Here is a 16899-nt window from a genome sequence, read left to right on the forward strand (position 1 = left end):
CATGTGGCTCTCATCGATCGCCCAGGTTCACCACGGAGGCGACTCTAGGATACACAGTTGTATCCGATACACTCTCGTATCGAACCCGCCCGATCACCTCGACCCACGGAGGCGCCGGTGTCCACGCTCCTGTACTCGCTCGGCCGCTGGTCGTACCGCCGCCCGTGGCGCGTGCTGATCGCCTGGCTCCTGCTCCTGGTGCTCGCCGGCGGCGGGGCCGCCCTGTTCTCGAAGGGCACCGACAACAGCTTCTCGATCCCCGGCACCGAGTCGCAGGCGGGCCTGGAGCAGCTCTCGCGCACCTTCCCCCAGGTCAGCGGCACCAACGCTCAGTTCGTGGTGGTCGCCGCCGACGGCACCAAGATCACGGACGACGACTACCGCAGCCGCATCGAGGACACGATCGCGACGATCGAGAAGCTCGACGGCGTGTTGGCGGTCACCGACCCTTACGACGCGTCCATCACCGGCAGCATCTCCGACGACGACACCGCCGCGATCGTGCGGATGCAGTTCGACGGTCAAGCCACCGATGTGCCGGAGTCCACGCGCAGCGATCTGCAGTCCACCGTCGACGCGCTGGAACCCGAGCTCCCCGCGGGCTCGCAGGTCGCGCTCGGCGGAGACCTGTTCGCCGTCTCGCTGCCGGGGGTCACGGTCACCGAACTCGTGGGTCTGATCATCGCGTTGATCGTCTTGATCGTGACCTTCCGCTCGTTCGTCGTCGCGGGACTCCCGCTGATGACCGCGATCCTGGGGGTCGGGCTGTCGATGGCGCTCATCTTCGTGGCCACCGCGTTCGCCTCGGTGTCCTCGACGACCCCGCTGCTGGCGCTCATGCTCGGGCTCGCGGTAGGCATCGACTACGCCCTGTTCATCATCTCCCGGCACCAGGACCAGGTACGAGGCGGTGCGGATCCCGAGGAATCCGCGGCCCGGGCCACCGGCACCGCCGGCTCCGCCGTCCTCTTCGCGGGCATGACCGTGCTCATCGCACTCATCGGCCTCGGTTTCGCCGGCATCCCGTTCCTGACGACCATGGGTGTCGCCGCTGCCGTCGCCGTCGCGATCGCCGTGCTCGTCGCGGTCACTCTGACACCCGCGATGCTCGGCTTCGTGAAGGGTCGCGTGCGCGGCTGGACGAGGCGAGGCCCTCGCCCCGCCCGGGACGCGGCCGCTGCCGCGCGGCGCGGCTTCTCGGCGCGATGGGTGGGCATGGTGACGCGCCACCCCGTTGTCACGACCGTGGCGGTGGTCGCCGCGCTCGGCGTGGCCGCCATCCCGGCGACGAGCCTCGCGCTCGCCCTACCCAACGCCGGCCAGCTGCCCAAGGGAGACCCGGCCCGCGTCGCATACGACCTCACGAGCGAGCACTTCGGTCCTGGCGCCAACGGCCCGCTCATCATGACCGGGACGATCGTCACCTCCACCGATCCGCTCACCCTCATGAAGGACCTCGGCGACGAGATCTCCCGCATCCCGGGCGTGAAGGAGGTCGCGCTCGCCACCCCGAACCAGGCGGCAGACACCGGCATCGTCCAGATCGTTCCAGAGACCGCCCCCGACGACCCGGCGACGGCCGAGCTCGTCCGGGAGCTCCGCGCCCAGCACGACCGCCTCCTCGACGAGTACGGCGTCGATCTGAAGGTCACCGGTTTCACGGCCGTGGCCATCGACATCTCCGATCGTCTGTCGGCGGCGCTGCTGCCCTTCGGCATCTTCGTCGTCGGGCTCTCCCTCATCCTGCTGATGATCGTCTTCCGCTCCATCTGGGTGCCGATCAAAGCGGCGCTCGGCTACCTGCTCTCGGTCGCCGCCTCGTTCGGCGTCGTCGCGGCCGTATTCGAGTGGGGCTGGTTCGCCGACCTCCTGCACGTGGCGCGCGTCGGCCCCGTCATCAGCTTCATGCCGATCGTGCTGATGGGCGTGCTGTTCGGTCTCGCGATGGACTACGAGGTGTTCCTCGTGTCCCGGATGCGGGAGGACTTCGTGCACGCCCGCCGCGACAACCCGGACCGCCCGGCGCGCGAGATCGCGCTCGAGGCCGTGCGCAGCGGCTACACGGCATCCGCCCGCGTGGTGACCGCCGCGGCCATCATCATGTTCGCCGTGTTCGCGGCCTTCGTTCCCGAGGGCGATTCGAACCTCAAACCCATCGCGCTCGGACTCGCCACGGGAATCGCCATCGATGCGTTCCTCGTGCGCATGACGCTCGTCCCCGCCGTCATGGCGCTGCTCGGAGACCGGGCCTGGTGGATGCCGAGGTGGCTGGAGCGCATCCTGCCCCACTTCGACATCGAGGGCGAGGCCGTCGAACGCGAACTGTCGCTGCGCGAGTGGGCGAGCGACGGTTCCGCCGTCGTCGTCGCCGAAAAACTCGCGCTGCGCACCGAGACGAAACCCGTGTTCGGTCCGGTGGATGCGACGGTCGATCCGGGTGAGGCGCTCGTGGTCGCCGCCGAGGACCCCGCCGCGACGCACGCGCTGACGCTCGTGCTGGCGGGCCGGCTGAGCCCGAGCGAGGGACGCCTCCGGGTCGCGGGCCACCTGCTGCCCGAGCGCGGCGCCTGGGTGCGGGCGCGCGCCGGGATGGCGCTGCTGGCCACCGCATCCGACCCTGTCGACGACCTCCGGCACGCACTGTCGGGCTCGCCCGCGGTCGTCGTGGTCGACGGCATCGACCGCCTCGAGCGACTGCCCCACACCGCACGCGACACGGCTCTGGCACTGCTGCGCGACGCCGCGGCGCGACAGCTCACGCTCGTCGCCACCGCCGTGGGGTCCGCATCCGACATCGCCGCCGCACGCGCGCTGCTCATCGACGCCGGGTACCGCACCGGCGAACCCGTCACCCTTCCCACGGCTCCCGCGGAGGTGCTCGCATGACCGTCCCCATCGAACGCTCCCACGCACGACGTCCCGTCACCTGGCTGACGGTCCTCGGGATCGTGCTGCTGCCCGTCATCATCGGCGGGCTCCTCGTCGCCGCCCTCTACAGCCCCGTGGAACGACTCGAGAACATGTCGGCCGCGATCGTGAACGACGACAAGCCGGTGGAGATCAACGGGCAGCTCGCGCCGCTCGGACGCCAGCTCACCGCGGGACTCGTCGAGGGCTCGTCGGACGTGCCAAGCAACATCGACTGGACCATTTCCAACGACGAGGATGCGGCCGCCGGCCTCGCCGACGGCACCTACAGCGCGGTCATCACGATCCCCGAGAACTTCTCCGCCGCCGCCACCTCCACCGCTCCCGGCTCGACCCCGGAGCAGGCGACGATCTCGGTCGAGAGCGCACCGGACGGACGTGTGGTCGACCAGGCGATCACGGCGCAGATCACCCAGACGGCCGCATCCGTGTTCGGCAGCGCCGTCTCGAAGCAGTACCTGACGAACGTGCTGCTCGGCTTCACGACGCTGCACGACCAGCTGGGCGACGCGGCGAGCGGCGCACAGAAGCTGGCCGACGGTTCGGCGAGCGCAGCCCAGGGCGCGACCGAACTGTCCAGCGGCGTCGGTCAGCTCGCCACGGGCGCCGACCAGCTCGCCTCCGGGGCCTCGCAGGCCGCCACGGGAGCCGCCGCGCTGCCCGGCGGCGCGCAGCAGCTCGCATCCGGTGCGCGCCAACTCTCCGACGGCGCAGGCAAGCTCGCGACCGGTCTCGACAACGGAACGAACGATCAGCCCGACCTGAAGAAGGCGGCGGAGGCGACCACGACGGCCGCGAACAGCGCACTCACCCAGACGCAGGCTCTGGGGACGAAGCTGGGGAAGCTCGTCCAGGATTGCTACACGACCTACGGCCCCACGGCCCCACTCTGCGCCGAACTGCTCACCACGATCGGCGACAAGGCGAACCCCACGCCGAACACGATCGCCGCGATCGGCACGGCTGCCGGAACCGCTGCGGGCTACGGCGACGCCGTCGTCGCGGGTGTCTCGGACGCTGCAAGCGGCGCGCGCGATCTACAGTCCGGCGCGGGCGGTCTCGCCACCGGCGCCGACCAGCTCGCGGCGGGCGCGGCCCAACTCTCGAGCGGGGTCTCACAGCTCGCCGGAGGCGCGAGCTCCCTGGCGAGCGGTGCGAACCAGGCATCCACCGGCGCTACGTCGCTCGCCGACGGCGTTACCCAGCTCTCCAGCGGCGCGGGTTCGCTCGCGACCGGGCTGGACACGGCCGTCGACCAGGTCCCGACGTACACCGACGAGCAGGCGCAGCAGACCGCATCCGTCGTCGCCGAACCGGTCGCGGCGCAGGGCATCGGCTCGAACCTCTTCGGCGCGGCCGCCATCCCGCTGCTCACCGCCCTGGTGCTGTGGTTCGGCGGACTCGGCTCGTACGTCGCGTTCCAGGCGGTATCCGCCCGAGCACTCACCAGCCGACGCTCCTCGGTGACGCTCGCGCTGCGCGCCTTCGCTCCCGGGGCCATCCTCGGCGCCGTGCAGGGGCTGCTCGTGGCAGGCGTCGTGCAGCTCGCAGCCAGCTACGACTGGGCGGACTGGTCGATCTTCGCGGCGATCTGCGTGCTCGCCGGTGTCGCCTTCGCCGGCGTCAACCAGGCGCTCGTGGCCGTCTTCGGTGGAGCAGGCAGGTGGATCGGAGCCATCATCGGCGCCTTCGTCGTCGCCACGGGGGTCGTCTCCACGGTCCCGGGCGTGCTGACCTCGATCGCTTCCGTTCTGCCGGTGCAGCCCGCCTACGCCGCGATGCTCGGCGCCCTCACGAGCGCCGGCGGGGTGACGGCCGGGGTCACGCTCCTCGTGGTGTGGCTGCTGCTCTCGCTCGTGGCCACGACGGTCGCCGTCTCACGCCGCCGCACCGTCTCTGCCCGCGCCGCCCTCGTCTGACCCCGGGGCCAGGCCGCGCCGGCACGTGCGTCTGGCGGGGCGCCGCCCGCCCGTCCGGGGGCCGCCCGTCCGGGGCCGACCGGCGCCCGGTCGGAGAAACGCACTCCCGTCGGAGGATCCACGCCGCATCCTCCGACATTCGGCCGATTCTCCGACGTTCGGATGCGACGCCCGCGGCGCCCGCACAGCAGCGTGCCCCGGCGGCCGAAAGGCGCCGGGGCACGAGATGCGGTGGATGCGGGTCAGCTGAGGCCGCTGTAGACGTGCAGGCCCTTGAAGAACAGGTTCACGATGGTGAAGTTGAACATCACGGCGCTGAAGCCGATGATCGAGAGCCATGCCGACCGCGTGCCGCGCCACCCCCGTGTGGCGCGCGCGTGGATGTAGCCGGCGTAGAGCACCCAGATGACGAAGGTCCACACCTCTTTGGTGTCGAAGCCCCAGTAGCGGCCCCACGCGTCGTTGGCCCAGATGGAACCCGCGATGAGCGTGAAGGTCCAGAAGATGAAGCCGACGATCGCGAACCGGTACGCGAGCGACTCGAGCGCGTCGGCGCCGGGGAGGATGCGCAGGAACCGCGGCCCCGTCTTCGCATCGGCGGCGGCCGCCTTGCGCTCACGCCGCGCCTGCAGCAACTGGGTCACCGACAGCGCGAAGGCGAGCGCGAAGAACGCTGTCGCCAGTGACGCGACGAACACGTGCACGACGAGCCAGACGCTCTTGAGCGGGTCGGCCAGCGGGACGACGTCGACGTGAAGGAGCGTCGCCCATCCCATGAGCACGGCGACGAGACCCGTGATGAAGGCGCCCAGGAAACGCAGGTCGTAACGGAACAGCACGGCCAGGTACACGGCGACGATCAGCACGGTGCCCGTCAGGGCGAACTCGTACATGTTCGACCACGGCACCCGCTCGGCGGCGATGCCGCGCAGCACCGCGCCGGTCACGTGGAAGAGGAACGCGAGCCACGTCAGCGACGTGCCGATGCGCGCCCACACCGGACGCGAGCGCTCGCGTCCACGTGCTGCGAGGGATGCGGCGGCGCGCTCTTCGCTCGCGCGCACCTGTGAGATGGTCTCGCCTCCGGCGGCGACGAGCTCGCGCTCGCGCACGAGGGCATCCTGCCGGTCGACGGCGTCGGCGGAGCGGCGGGCGAGGTCGATCGTGTACGCGATGAACGCGAGGGCGTAGATCGCGACCGCCGTCCAGACGGTGAGCAGCGAGACCGCGTCGAGCGAGAGCTGTTCGGGCATGGGGTCAGTCTACTTTCGGGTCTGCGTCGGAGGTCGGCCGATTCGCATCGATGATCTCGCCCTCCGCGGCGTCGGCGAAGGCGCGTCCGTGTCGGTCTGCGAGCTGGTCGACCGCGACCGCGATCTGCGGATCCTCGCCGCGCGCGAGACCCGCGTACTCGATGAGCAGGCCTCCCTCACGCGGAGTGACCTTCACCCACATCCTGCGACGGGGGACGAACAGGGCGAGCAGGAGGGCGGCGAGCGCGATCACCGCGAACAGCAGCACCCAGGGCGCGCCGACGTCGTGGTGGATGGAGAGCGAGACGAACCGCGGCACCGCCTGGGAGTAGTCGGCGCCCGGTGAGCCCGAGTCCAGGGTCCCGTCGGTCACCTCGTTCTGGCTGGGGTCGGCCGCGTTCTCGAACGTGATCGTGCCGAGGCCGTTCGGCAGATCGGTCGTCTGGCCGGGAAGCAGCTGGATCGAGGACTTGTCGGTGTCGATGCCGGTGAGCTTGGTCATCCCGGTCGGATCCAGCGTGTAGACCGAGCGGGGCGTGCCGTCGTCGATGCCGAGGTCACCCTCGTACACGTCGAGACTCAGCACGGGATAGACCAGGTCGGGATACACCGACGTGTACGCGCCGGTGTCCAGCGGCTGCGCCGTCGGGTAGAAGAACCCCACGAGACCGAGCTGCTGCGGCATGCCGTCGGCGATCTTGACGACGCCGAGCGAGGTCATGTTGTTGTTCTGCGGCAGGAAGGGCACGGCGTCGCGGAAGACGACGTCGCCGTCGGCGTCGCGCACCGTGACGATGGGCGCGTATCCGTTGCCCATGAGGTACACGCGGTCGCCGGCGATATCCAGCGGATGGTTGACGCGCACCTCGCCGTCTTGCGGATCCTGACCGGGCAGCTGGGTGGTCACGTGCGCGACGAAGTCACCGGCCTGACCGGCTGCAGCGGTGCCGGACGGCTGGTAGGTCACGTCGAACTTGTTGAGCGTGATCGAGTACGGCGACAGCTGGTCGGCGTCGACGAAGCGCCCGGGGTTGAAGGACGAGTAGTCCGTCAGCGCGTTCACGAAGCTCGTTCCCTGCACCATGGCCCGCTGACCGGTGTAGGTGAGCGCACCGCCGACACCCACCGCGATGAGCACGCCCACGAGGGCGATGTGGAAGAGCAGGTTGCCCGTCTCTCGGAGGTAGCCGCGCTCTGCCGACACCGACAGGGCGCCGCGGCCGTCATAGCGCTCGACGCGGTAGCGAGCGGTACGCAGCTGCGCCGCGGCCGAGGCGATCGCGTCCTCCGCGGCGGCGGACACATCCGTGCCCTCGGGTAGGCGCACCACGAGCTCGCGGTGGTCGTCGAGGCGCGACAGGCGCGCGGGTGTGCGCGGCGGGCGGGCCCGCAGTGCCTTCCAGTGGTGCCGCGTGCGCGGGATGACGCAGCCGATGAGCGAGATGAACAGCAGGATGTAGATCGCGGAGAACCAGGGCGAGCTGTAGACATCGAACAGTTTGAACCAGTCCAGCACCGGGAAGAGATCCGGGTTGTCGGCGCGGAACTGCGTCACACCGTTCGGGTCGGCGGAGCGCTGCGGGAAGATCGAGCCCGGAACCGCGGCGATCGCCAGCAACAGCAGCAGCACGAGGGCGGTGCGCATGCTGGTCAGCTGCCGCCACCCCCACCGCAGCCACTCGATCGGTCCGAGACGCGGCGAGGTGACGTCGTCGTCACGCGAAGGGGCGGGGCGGCCGTCGACGTGGTCGGAGGGACGCAGCGGCTCCGAGACGTCGGCTCGATCAGATGGGGAGCGGGACATTGACCAGCACCCCCTGCAACTGCGACATGAGTGAGCTCCAGACGCCGGTGACCATCAGCACACCGAGAACGATGAGAAGGACGCCGCCGAAGATGTTGATGGCACGGATGTGGCGGCGCAGGAACGACACCGATCTGCTGGCCCAGCCGAAGCCCGCCGCGAGCAGGAGGAACGGGATGCCGAGACCCAGCGAGTACGCGAGTCCCAGGACGGCGGCACGGCCCGGGTCGCCCATGTTCCACGACAGCGCAAGGATCGTCGCGAGCGTCGGGCCGATGCACGGCGCCCAGCCGATCCCAAGCGCGAGGCCGAGCAGCGGCGCGCCCACCAGCCCCAGGTTCCCCCGGACGTTGGGCTTGAACGTGCGCTGCGCGAAGCCGAACAGGCCGATGAAGATGAGCCCCATGACGATCACGACCGCACCGAGCACGCGCGTGATGATGTCGGAGTACTCCAGGAAGAACCGACCGAGCGAGCCGCCCAGCACGGTCATCGCCATGAAGACCACCGTGAACCCGGCGATGAACAGGAGCACGCTCAGCAGCAGGCGCCCGCGACCCTTGCGACCGGATGCGGTCCCCGCCGCTCCTCCGAGGAAGCCGAGGTAACCGGGCACGAGCGGGAGCACGCAGGGCGAGAGGAAGGAGACGAGCCCCGCGGCGAGCGCCAGCGGGATCGCGACCCAGAGCGCTCCTTCGGCGACGATGCCGGTCACGAACCCTCCTTGAGGGCGTCGCGCACGAGCGTCGTGAGGATCGAGGCGTCACCGAGCTCGCCGACGATGCGCGCGGCGACCCGGCCCTGCTTGTCGAGCACGAGGGTCGTCGGTGTGGCCGTGAGCGGCGTGGCGGAGGCGAACGACAGCTTGAGCTTGCTGTCGTCGACCGCGAGCAGGCTGGGATAGCTGATGCCGTTGTCCTTCGCGAAGGATGCGGCCGTGGGCGCCTGGTCGTACGTGTTGATGCCGAGGAACGACACGTCCTCGCCCTTCAGGTCCTCGTACGACTTCTCGAGGCGCGGTGCCTCGACGATGCAAGGGCCGCACGCGGCGTACCAGAAGTTCACGACGAGCACCTGACCGGCGTAGTCCTCGTTCGTCACCGTCTTGCCGCTGTCGCTCACACCCGTGAACACGATGGGGTCCGAACGCTCCGCCGGCGGGGTCTCGACGATCGGCACGCCGTCGGCCCCGATGTAGCCCTTGTTCGAGCCCTCCCGATACTGGTCGGCCAGGGAATCGTTGGCCGAACAGGCGGCGAGGGTGACCGCGAGCGCACCGGCGACGAGGACTGCGGCGAGGCGGCGGGGACGGAATCTCATACTGCTCCTACATCGACGGCGCCTTCGGCGGATGCGGGCTCCGCGTAGGCGATCTCGCGCCAGGCTCCCGGGCCGCCCTCGAAGCTCGTCACGCTGGACAGGGCGCAGCGCCGGGCGCGGGGGTCGTGCCGCAGCGGGAGGCCCGCGATCGCGAGATGGGTGACCCAGATGGGCAGCTGATGGCTGACGATGACGACGTCACCTGCGGGAACCGCATTCCACGCCTTCGCCATCGCCCGCTGCATCCGCGCGACGACCTCGGCGTACGGCTCGCCCCAGCTCGGGACGGAGGGCCGCGTCACGTGACGCCAGTTCAGGGGGTTCGCGAGAGCGCGCCGCATCCGCTTGCCCTCGAACACGTTCCAGGGCTCGATCACGTCGGGCTCGACGACCGGCTCGAACCCGAAGAGCTCGGTGAACGGCTCGGCCGACTCGCGCGTGCGCTGAAGCGGCGAACAGATCAATGCGGTGACGGGGCGCCCCTCTGCCTGCACGTGCTCCGCGGCCTGACGCGCCATCCGACGGCCCGCCGCGCTCAGCCGAAACTGCGGCAGCCGACCGTAGAGGACACGGTCGGGATTGTGGACCTCGCCATGGCGCACGAGGTGGAGGCGTTCGGCGGGCACCCCACGATTTTACGTGGACGGCGGATATGAAGAGACTGAGCGTCAGCTGGTAGCGCTCAGTCGCGGGCACCCACGCGGCGCCGATGCGCGAGCAGCGACCGCACCCGCGCGTAGACGAACCACGCGATGCCGGCGGCGACGCCGACGATGACGATCACCTGGAACACCTCGGCGTACTGCTCGACGATGTGCCACGACTCGCCCAGGAAGTACCCGGCCAGCACGAAGATCGCGTTCCACAGCAGGCTCCCGGCGGCCGTCAGCAGCACGAAGCGCCACAGAGGCATGCGGGTCACGCCCGCGGGGATCGAGATGAAGCTGCGAAACAGCGGCACCATCCGCCCGAAGAACACCGCCTTGCCGCCGTGCTTGTGGAACCACGCGACCGTGCGGTCGATGTCTTCCGGATGCAGCAGCGGCACCTTCGCGGCGACCCGACGCAACCGGTCGATGCCGAGCCACGCGCCGATGCCGTAGAGAGCGAGCGCACCGACCACCGAGCCCGCCGTCGTCCACAGCAGCGCCTCGGCGAGGGTGAAGCCGCCGCGGCTGGCCGTGATGCCCGCCATCGGCAGGATCGCCTCGCTCGGCAGCGGCGGGAAGACGCTCTCCAGGGCGATCGCGATCGCGGCGCCGATGGGGCCGATCCACTCCATCAAGCCGACCAGCGCATCCATGAGCTGGCTCAGCCAGGATTCGTTCGATGAGGCGCGGACAGGCAGGGCGACCTGGGTCATCGGGGTCCTCGAGACTCTCGGTGATCGGGCGAAGGATGTCGTGCGTCGCGCACACGGTATCCGCCTCCGGTGAACCGCGGCTGGGAAACACCCCCGGCGGTCGATCCCCCGCAGAACTAGACGGCGGCCCAGAGCAGGAAGGCGCCCACGAGCCAGGTCAGCGCGGCGACCACGGTTCCTACCAGCGGCACCCAGAACGCGCGGCGGCGCACGATCAGCAGCAGCACCGCGAAGAACGCGGTCAGCACGAAGACGATCCACGGCGCCGTGAGCATGGTCCACACGCCGCCCTGCAGCAGCTCCGCACGGCACACGCGGCCGTCGGCGCCGCATCCGGTGGAGGAAGCCGCGAGCATCAGAGCCAGCGTCGACGACACCGCCGAGACGACGGCGGTCACGGCCAGGAGCACGATCGTCAGCACGATGTCCCACGTCTTCCGCCGCCGACGCGGGGCGGTACGCCCGGCTTCGCGCTCAGGCCTCGGAGCGGGGCGCTCGGAGCGCGGCGACGGCTCGGGTCGGGCGGCGGCGGGTGCCCCGTCGGAGCCGACGCGGAACGACTCGGGCGGCAACCGGAAGATCGCGGGTTCCTCGCCCGGGCGCTCACTGCTCACGCGGCCATCGTACGGGCGCGGGGCACGGCCCGTAGACTGCTCTCTCGTGAGTGAACGCGTTCTGGTCAAGCAGCTGAAGTCCCTCCCCGCGGGAGGTGTCTCGGTGTCCGGATGGGTCGAGACCGTCCGCGACCAGAAGAAGGTGCAGTTCGTCATCCTGCGTGATGAGACCGGCGCGGTGCAGCTCGTGAATCCCGCGACGCGCGAGCTCGGCGAGGACGCGACGTCCGAGCAGGCGGCGGCGCTCGCGCTGACCGAGACGATCTCGAACCTCGCCACGGGCACGTTCCTGACGGTGACGGGCGAGCTCAAGCACGACGAGCGCGTCAAGCTCGGCGGTGTCGAGATCAAGATCGCGTCGCTGGAGATCGCGGCCGCCGCGCTGCCGGAGACGCCGATCGCGGCCGACAGCGGTCTCGACAAGCGCATGGACTGGCGCTTCATCGATCTGCGTCAGCGCCGCAACAACCTGATCTTCCGCATCCAGACGACGCTCGAGCACGCCATGCGCACCTACTGGGTGGAGCGCGACTACGTCGAGATCCACTCCCCCAAGCTCATGTCCACGCCCGCCGAGGGCAACGCCGAGCTGTTCGCGCTGGAGTACTTCGGCGACCAGACGGCGTACCTGGCGCAGAGCCCGCAGCACTTCAAGCAGATGGCGCAGGCCGCCGGCTTCGGCAAGGTGTTCGAGATCGGCGACGTGTTCCGCGCCGACCCCAGCTTCACCAGCCGCCACGCCACCGAGTTCACCTCGGTGGACGCTGAGCTGTCGTGGATCGACTCCTACGAGGATGTCGCCGCGATGCAGGAGGAGCTGCTGGCGGCCGCCTTCACCGCGGTGAAGGAGAAGCACGGCGAGGAGATCAAGGAGCTGTTCGACATCGACGTCGTCGTGCCGACGCTTCCCTTCCCCCGCATCCCGCTCGCCGAAGCGCGCGAGATCGTGAAGGCGCGCGGCTACGACATCCCGCGCACCGACGGCGACCTGGACCCCGAGGGCGAGCGTCAGATCTCCGCCCACGTGCGCGAGACCTACGACCACCAGTTCGTGTTCATCACCGACTACCACCCCGAGATCCGACCGTTCTACCACATGCGCAACACCGAGACCGGGCTCACGAACAGCTACGACCTGCTGTTCAACGGCACCGAGATCACCACGGGCGCGCAGCGTGAGCACCGCATCGAGGTCCTCGAGGCACAGGCGCTGGAGAAGGGCCTGTCGCTCGAAGGCCTCGAGCACTACCTCGACTTCTTCCGCTACGGCATCCCGCCCCACGGAGGCTTCGGCATGGGTCTCGCGCGTGTGCTGATGCTCATGCTCGGCCAGGACTCGATCCGCGAGGTGACCTTCCTCTTCCGCGGGCCCACGCGCCTCGCCCCCTGACCCGCCGCCGCTCTCGGCCCCTCTCCCGGTGCCCGAGTTGCGACGCATGTGAGCAGATGCGCCACTTATGCGCAGCCGCGACAGGTTGATCCTGTGGCAGGTGCGCAGAAGTGGCGCTCTTGCGTTGAGCCCGGCGAACGGATGCGGCGCGCCGACCGCACTGGCCACGCTACGTATACGGCCCGTTCACCACCGCTGTCGGCACCCGTCACCGCGCCCTCATACCGTCCTCTCGTCCCGATCTGTCGCGCCCTTCGCGCGCGGCCGCATCGAACTACCCGAGAGGAACCCGCATGATCATCCGCTCCACCCGCCGCGGCCGCGCCGCCGCCGGGATTGCTCTGACGGCGATCGCCGCCGTCGCCCTCGCCGGCTGCGCAGGCACCGCCGAGGCGTCCTCCGACGACTCCTCGAAGGCGCAGACCGCCACGAGCGTCGCGGACTTCGGCACCTTCGCCGACCTCGAGGCAGCGGCGAAGGCCGAGGGCAAGCTCAACGTGATCGCCCTGCCGCGCGACTGGGCTAACTACGGCGCGATCATCGACCTGTTCACGCAGCGCTACCCGGAGATCTCCGTCGAGGAGCAGTCGCCCGACATCTCCAGCGCCGAGGAGATCCAGGCCGCGAAGACCAACGAGGGCCTGGACACCGCCCCCGACGTGTTCGACCTGGGGCTCACCGTCGCCCTGCAGAACACGGACTCGTTCGCGCCGTACAAGGTGCAGACCTGGGATGACATCCCCGACGCCCTCAAGGAGCCGACGGGTCTGTTCGTGGGCGACTACGGCGGGTACATGTCGGTCGGCTACGACTCGTCGCGCTTCCCGGCGCCCAAGAGCCTCGACGACCTTCTCGGCGACGAGTACCGCGGCGCGGTCGCCATCAACGGCGACCCGACGCAGGCGGGCGCGGCGTTCGCCGCGGTGGGAATGGCCACGGTGCAGTCCGGTGGCACGCTCGACGACTACCAGCCGGGCATCGACTTCTTCAGCAAGCTGAACGCCGCTGGCAACATGCTGAAGCTCGACGTGACCAGCGCGACCGTGGCCAGCGGCGAGACGCCCGTTGTCTTCGACTGGGACTACCTCAACGCGGCCCACACCCAGAGCAACCCCAACTGGAAGGTCGTCGTCTTCGACGGCACCGGCTACGCCGGGTACTACAACCAGGCGATCAACAAGAGCGCGCCGCACCCGGCCGCGGCACGCCTGTGGCAGGAGTTCCTCTACAGCGACGAGGTGCAGAACCTGTGGCTCGCCGGCGGTGCCCGCCCGGCGCGCATGGACGCCATGCAGACCGCGGGAACGCTCGACGAGAAGCTGGCCGCCGCCCTGCCCGCGACGCCGGACAAGACGGTCGTGCCGACCGAGCAGCAGAGCACCGACGCCGGCACCCTGCTCGGCGAGAAGTGGGCCGCGGCCGTCTCGTGACCGCATCCGTCGTGGCCGACCGCGACACGCACGACGCGCGCCCCGCCGCCGGGGAGCCTCAGGCTCCCCGGCGGCGGGGCGCCGGGCGTGACCTGTCCTGGATCGGCCTTGCCCCATTCGCGGCGTACATCGCCCTCTTCCTCGCCCTGCCGACCGTTCTCGCCGTCGGCTCCGGGCTCTTCGACGCGCACGGTGCCTTCACGCTCGACAACATCGCGGCGCTGGGCGACCCGGTCATCCTCTTGACCTTCTGGAACTCCACCTGGGTGTCGCTGCTCACGGCGCTGCTCGGCGCGGTCGTGGGCGCCCTGGTCTGCTACGCGATGCTGGGCCTTTCCGAGACCGGTTTCGTGCGCAGCACGGTGGATGCGGCATCCGGCGTGCTCGCGCAGTTCGGCGGCGTGATGCTCGCCTTCGTCATGGTCGCGGCCATCGGCACCCAGGGTGTCGTCACCCTGCTGCTGAAGAACGTGCTCGGCATCGACCCGTACGCGGATGGCGCGTGGATCTACTCCGTTCCCGGCCTCATCCCCGCGTACATCGTGTTCCAGGTGCCGCTCATGATCATCACCTTCATGCCCGCCCTCGCAGCTCTCAAGCCCCAGTGGGCCGAGGCGCACCTCACCCTCGGCGGCACGCCGCGCAGCTTCTGGCTGCACATCGGCATCCCGGTGCTCGCCCCGTCGTTCCTCGCGAGCCTCCTGCTCCTGTTCGCGAACGCCTTCTCCTCTTACGCCACTGCGGCGGCGCTCGCCAGCCAGGGCTCGCAGATCGTGCCGCTGCAGATCCGCACGGCGCTCACGAGCGAGACGCTGCTCGGACGTGAGAACCTCGCCGGCGCACTGGCGTTCGGCATGATCGTCGTCGTCGCCGTCGTGATGGGCGTCTACGCCCTCATCCAGCGCAGGGCAGCGAGGTGGCAGGCGTGAAGACCTTCGCCCCCTCCGTCACCACCCGCTGGGTCATCGGCATCGTCGTCGGTGTCGTCTTCGCCGTGCCGTTCGCCGCGACGGTGCTGTTCACGCTCGCGCCGCTGCCCGGCACCGACGCCCTCACCCTGTCGCGGTGGCTGGCGCTCTTCGATCCCGCCAACGCCGCCAAGTACGCCCCGATCTGGACGGGACTCGGCAATTCGCTCTCGCTGGCGGCGGTCACGGTCGCGCTCGTGCTGTTCCTGTTCACGCCCACGATGGTGCTCGTCGCGCTGAAGTTCCCGCAGCTGCGTCGCGGCTTCGAGTTCCTCGCGCTGCTGCCGATCTCGATCCCCGCGATCGTGCTCGTGGTCGGCCTCGCGCCGATCTACCTGCAGATCGGGCGAACCCTGGGTACGGGAGCATGGACGCTCGCCTTCGCGTACGGGGTGCTGGTGCTGCCGTTCACGTACCGCTCCATCCAGGCCTCGATCGACGCGATCGACATCAAGACGCTGTCGGAGGCGGCGCGCACCCTCGGGGCCGGGTGGTTCGCCGTGCTCGTGCGGGTGATCATCCCCAACCTCCGTCAGGGACTGCTCGCCGCATCCCTCATCTCCGTCGCCGTCGTGCTCGGCGAGTTCACGATCGCGTCTCTGCTGAACCGCCAGGTACTGCAGACGGCGCTCGTTCTCATCAATCGACAGGATGCGTGGGCCGCCGCCATCTTCACCCTGCTGGCACTCGCCTTCGCGTTCGTGCTGTTGCTCATCATCGGCCGGGCCGGACGCCTGGGCGCCGGAAGGAAGAACTCATGACCACGGCAGACACCCCGTTGCGGGGCCTCCCCTCGACCTCCGACAACATGCTGCTGGCGGAGGCGGGCGCGGGCACGCGCGTACAGTTCCGCGGCGTCATCAAGGACTACGGCACGACGCGGGTGCTCCACGGCGTCGACCTCGACATCGCTCCCGGCGAGTTCGTGTCGCTGCTGGGACCGTCGGGATGCGGCAAGACGACGGCCCTGCGCGTGCTCGCCGGCCTCGAGCACGCCACCGACGGCGCCGTGCTCCTCGCGGGACACGATGTCTCCGGCGTCCCCACGAACAAGCGCGACATCGGCATGGTGTTCCAGTCCTATTCGCTGTTCCCGCACCTGCGCGTGCTCGAGAACACGGCGTTCGGCCTGCGCCGTCGCGGCGTCGGCAAGACCGAGGCGGCACGGCGCGCGACGGACGCGCTCGAGCTGGTGGGCCTCGGCCACCTCGCCGACCGGTTCCCGCACCAGCTCTCGGGCGGCCAGCAGCAGCGCGTCGCGCTCGCCCGTGCGCTCGTGACCGAGCCGCGGGTTCTGCTGCTCGACGAGCCCCTGTCGGCGCTCGACGCGAAAGTGCGCGTTCAGCTGCGCGACGAGATCCGCCGCATCCAGCTGCGCCTCGGGATCACCACCGTGTTCGTGACGCACGACCAGGAGGAGGCGCTCGCGGTGTCCGACCGGATCGCCGTGATGAACGCGGGCCGCATCGACCAGATCGGCACGCCGGAGGAGCTGTACCTGCGGCCCGCCACGGCGCAGGTGGCCGCCTTCGTCGGCGTCTCCAGCCTGGTGCCGGGCACCGTCGTCGGCGAGTTCGTGGAGGTCTGGGGCCAGCGCCTGCCCCTGCAGACGCCGTCGGATGCGGGCCCGGTCGACGTATTCGTGCGACCGGAGAACGTGCGCTTCACCGCATCCGAGGCGCCCGGGGTCGATGCGACCGTGCAGGAGAGCACGTTCCTCGGCAGCTTCCGGCGCTCGGTGGTGCGCACGGCGGACGGCACGATGCTCAACGTGCAGCACGACGCCGGCGAGCGCGTGCAGTACGGCGACACCGTGCGGATCGCGCTGGATCCCGTGCCGGTCGCGACACGCCCCCGCGACTGACCGGAACGGGCCGGCCGCGCGGCCCGATCACGCCACCCCCTCCCCC

Annotated in this window: 14 protein-coding genes; 7 read left to right on the top strand and 7 right to left on the bottom strand. The window is 70.0% G+C overall.

The window, feature by feature from the left end; translation table 11 throughout:
- The first annotated feature begins 117 nt into the window (after positions 1–117).
- Together PQV94_RS12925 and PQV94_RS12930 are read left to right on the top strand one after the other, a co-directional pair.
- Entirely contained in the window at positions 118–2886 is a 2769-nt protein-coding gene (locus PQV94_RS12925) for an efflux RND transporter permease subunit (protein ID WP_274286209.1), read from the top strand.
- Positions 2883–4847, top strand: coding sequence for a YhgE/Pip domain-containing protein (locus tag PQV94_RS12930; RefSeq protein WP_274286210.1), 1965 nt, complete (start codon positions 2883–2885; stop codon positions 4845–4847). The genes PQV94_RS12925 and PQV94_RS12930 overlap by 4 nt, the downstream gene beginning before the upstream one ends.
- 242 nt (positions 4848–5089) lie before the next feature.
- Here PQV94_RS12930 and ccsB read toward each other — a convergent pair whose 3' ends face one another.
- The 7 genes from ccsB to PQV94_RS12965 form a co-directional block, all read right to left on the bottom strand.
- Positions 5090–6100, bottom strand: a complete 1011-nt coding sequence (gene ccsB, locus PQV94_RS12935) for a c-type cytochrome biogenesis protein CcsB (RefSeq protein ID WP_274286211.1) — start codon at positions 6098–6100, stop codon at positions 5090–5092.
- Between the two features lie 4 nt (positions 6101–6104).
- Positions 6105–7904, bottom strand: a complete 1800-nt coding sequence (gene resB, locus PQV94_RS12940; RefSeq protein ID WP_274286212.1) for a cytochrome c biogenesis protein ResB — start codon at positions 7902–7904, stop codon at positions 6105–6107.
- Entirely contained in the window at positions 7885–8619 is a 735-nt protein-coding gene (locus PQV94_RS12945) for a cytochrome c biogenesis CcdA family protein (protein ID WP_274286213.1), read from the bottom strand. The genes resB and PQV94_RS12945 overlap by 20 nt, the downstream gene beginning before the upstream one ends.
- Positions 8616–9224 carry a TlpA family protein disulfide reductase gene (locus tag PQV94_RS12950; RefSeq protein WP_274286214.1) on the bottom strand — a complete coding sequence of 203 codons (609 nt, stop codon included), beginning with the start codon at positions 9222–9224 and terminating at the stop codon, positions 8616–8618. Before PQV94_RS12950 ends, PQV94_RS12945 begins: the two co-directional genes overlap by 4 nt.
- The gene (locus PQV94_RS12955) at positions 9221–9850 is read right to left on the bottom strand and encodes a histidine phosphatase family protein (protein WP_274286215.1); all 630 of its coding nucleotides are present in this window, start codon (positions 9848–9850) and stop codon (positions 9221–9223) included. The genes PQV94_RS12950 and PQV94_RS12955 overlap by 4 nt, the downstream gene beginning before the upstream one ends.
- Before the next feature lie 56 nt (positions 9851–9906).
- Positions 9907–10587 carry a DedA family protein gene (locus PQV94_RS12960; RefSeq protein ID WP_274286216.1) on the bottom strand — a complete coding sequence of 227 codons (681 nt, stop codon included), beginning with the start codon at positions 10585–10587 and terminating at the stop codon, positions 9907–9909.
- 116 nt (positions 10588–10703) lie between these two features.
- On the bottom strand, positions 10704–11201 hold the full coding sequence (locus tag PQV94_RS12965) for a DUF6264 family protein (RefSeq protein ID WP_274286217.1): 498 nt from the start codon (positions 11199–11201) through the stop codon (positions 10704–10706).
- Between the two features lie 46 nt (positions 11202–11247).
- Between PQV94_RS12965 and aspS the strand changes: the two genes are divergently transcribed.
- The 5 genes from aspS (at position 11248) to PQV94_RS12990 (ending at position 16853) form a co-directional block, all read left to right on the top strand.
- Positions 11248–12591 carry an aspartate--tRNA(Asn) ligase gene (gene aspS / locus PQV94_RS12970; protein WP_274286218.1) on the top strand — a complete coding sequence of 448 codons (1344 nt, stop codon included), beginning with the start codon at positions 11248–11250 and terminating at the stop codon, positions 12589–12591.
- A gap of 293 nt (positions 12592–12884) precedes the next feature.
- On the top strand, positions 12885–14021 hold the full coding sequence (locus PQV94_RS12975; protein WP_274286219.1) for an ABC transporter substrate-binding protein: 1137 nt from the start codon (positions 12885–12887) through the stop codon (positions 14019–14021).
- Positions 14000–14950: an ABC transporter permease gene (locus PQV94_RS12980; RefSeq protein WP_443192691.1), complete on the top strand. Its 951-nt coding sequence runs from the start codon at positions 14000–14002 to the stop codon at positions 14948–14950. Before PQV94_RS12975 ends, PQV94_RS12980 begins: the two co-directional genes overlap by 22 nt.
- The gene (locus PQV94_RS12985; protein ID WP_274286220.1) at positions 14947–15750 is read left to right on the top strand and encodes an ABC transporter permease; all 804 of its coding nucleotides are present in this window, start codon (positions 14947–14949) and stop codon (positions 15748–15750) included. Before PQV94_RS12980 ends, PQV94_RS12985 begins: the two co-directional genes overlap by 4 nt.
- On the top strand, positions 15747–16853 hold the full coding sequence (locus PQV94_RS12990) for an ABC transporter ATP-binding protein (RefSeq protein ID WP_274286221.1): 1107 nt from the start codon (positions 15747–15749) through the stop codon (positions 16851–16853). Before PQV94_RS12985 ends, PQV94_RS12990 begins: the two co-directional genes overlap by 4 nt.
- Positions 16854–16899 lie beyond the last annotated feature (46 nt).

The organism is Microbacterium sp. Clip185 (genome assembly GCF_028743715.1).
GTDB lineage: Bacteria > Actinomycetota > Actinomycetes > Actinomycetales > Microbacteriaceae > Microbacterium.

Coding starts and splice junctions, on each gene's coding strand:
- PQV94_RS12930 (WP_274286210.1), top strand. CDS start 2,883: ATGACCGTCCCCATCGAACGCTCCCACGCACGACGTCCCGTCACCTGG.
- ccsB (WP_274286211.1), bottom strand. CDS start 6,100: ATGCCCGAACAGCTCTCGCTCGACGCGGTCTCGCTGCTCACCGTCTGG.
- resB (WP_274286212.1), bottom strand. CDS start 7,904: ATGTCCCGCTCCCCATCTGATCGAGCCGACGTCTCGGAGCCGCTGCGT.
- PQV94_RS12950 (WP_274286214.1), bottom strand. CDS start 9,224: ATGAGATTCCGTCCCCGCCGCCTCGCCGCAGTCCTCGTCGCCGGTGCG.
- PQV94_RS12960 (WP_274286216.1), bottom strand. CDS start 10,587: ATGACCCAGGTCGCCCTGCCTGTCCGCGCCTCATCGAACGAATCCTGG.
- PQV94_RS12975 (WP_274286219.1), top strand. CDS start 12,885: ATGATCATCCGCTCCACCCGCCGCGGCCGCGCCGCCGCCGGGATTGCT.
- PQV94_RS12990 (WP_274286221.1), top strand. CDS start 15,747: ATGACCACGGCAGACACCCCGTTGCGGGGCCTCCCCTCGACCTCCGAC.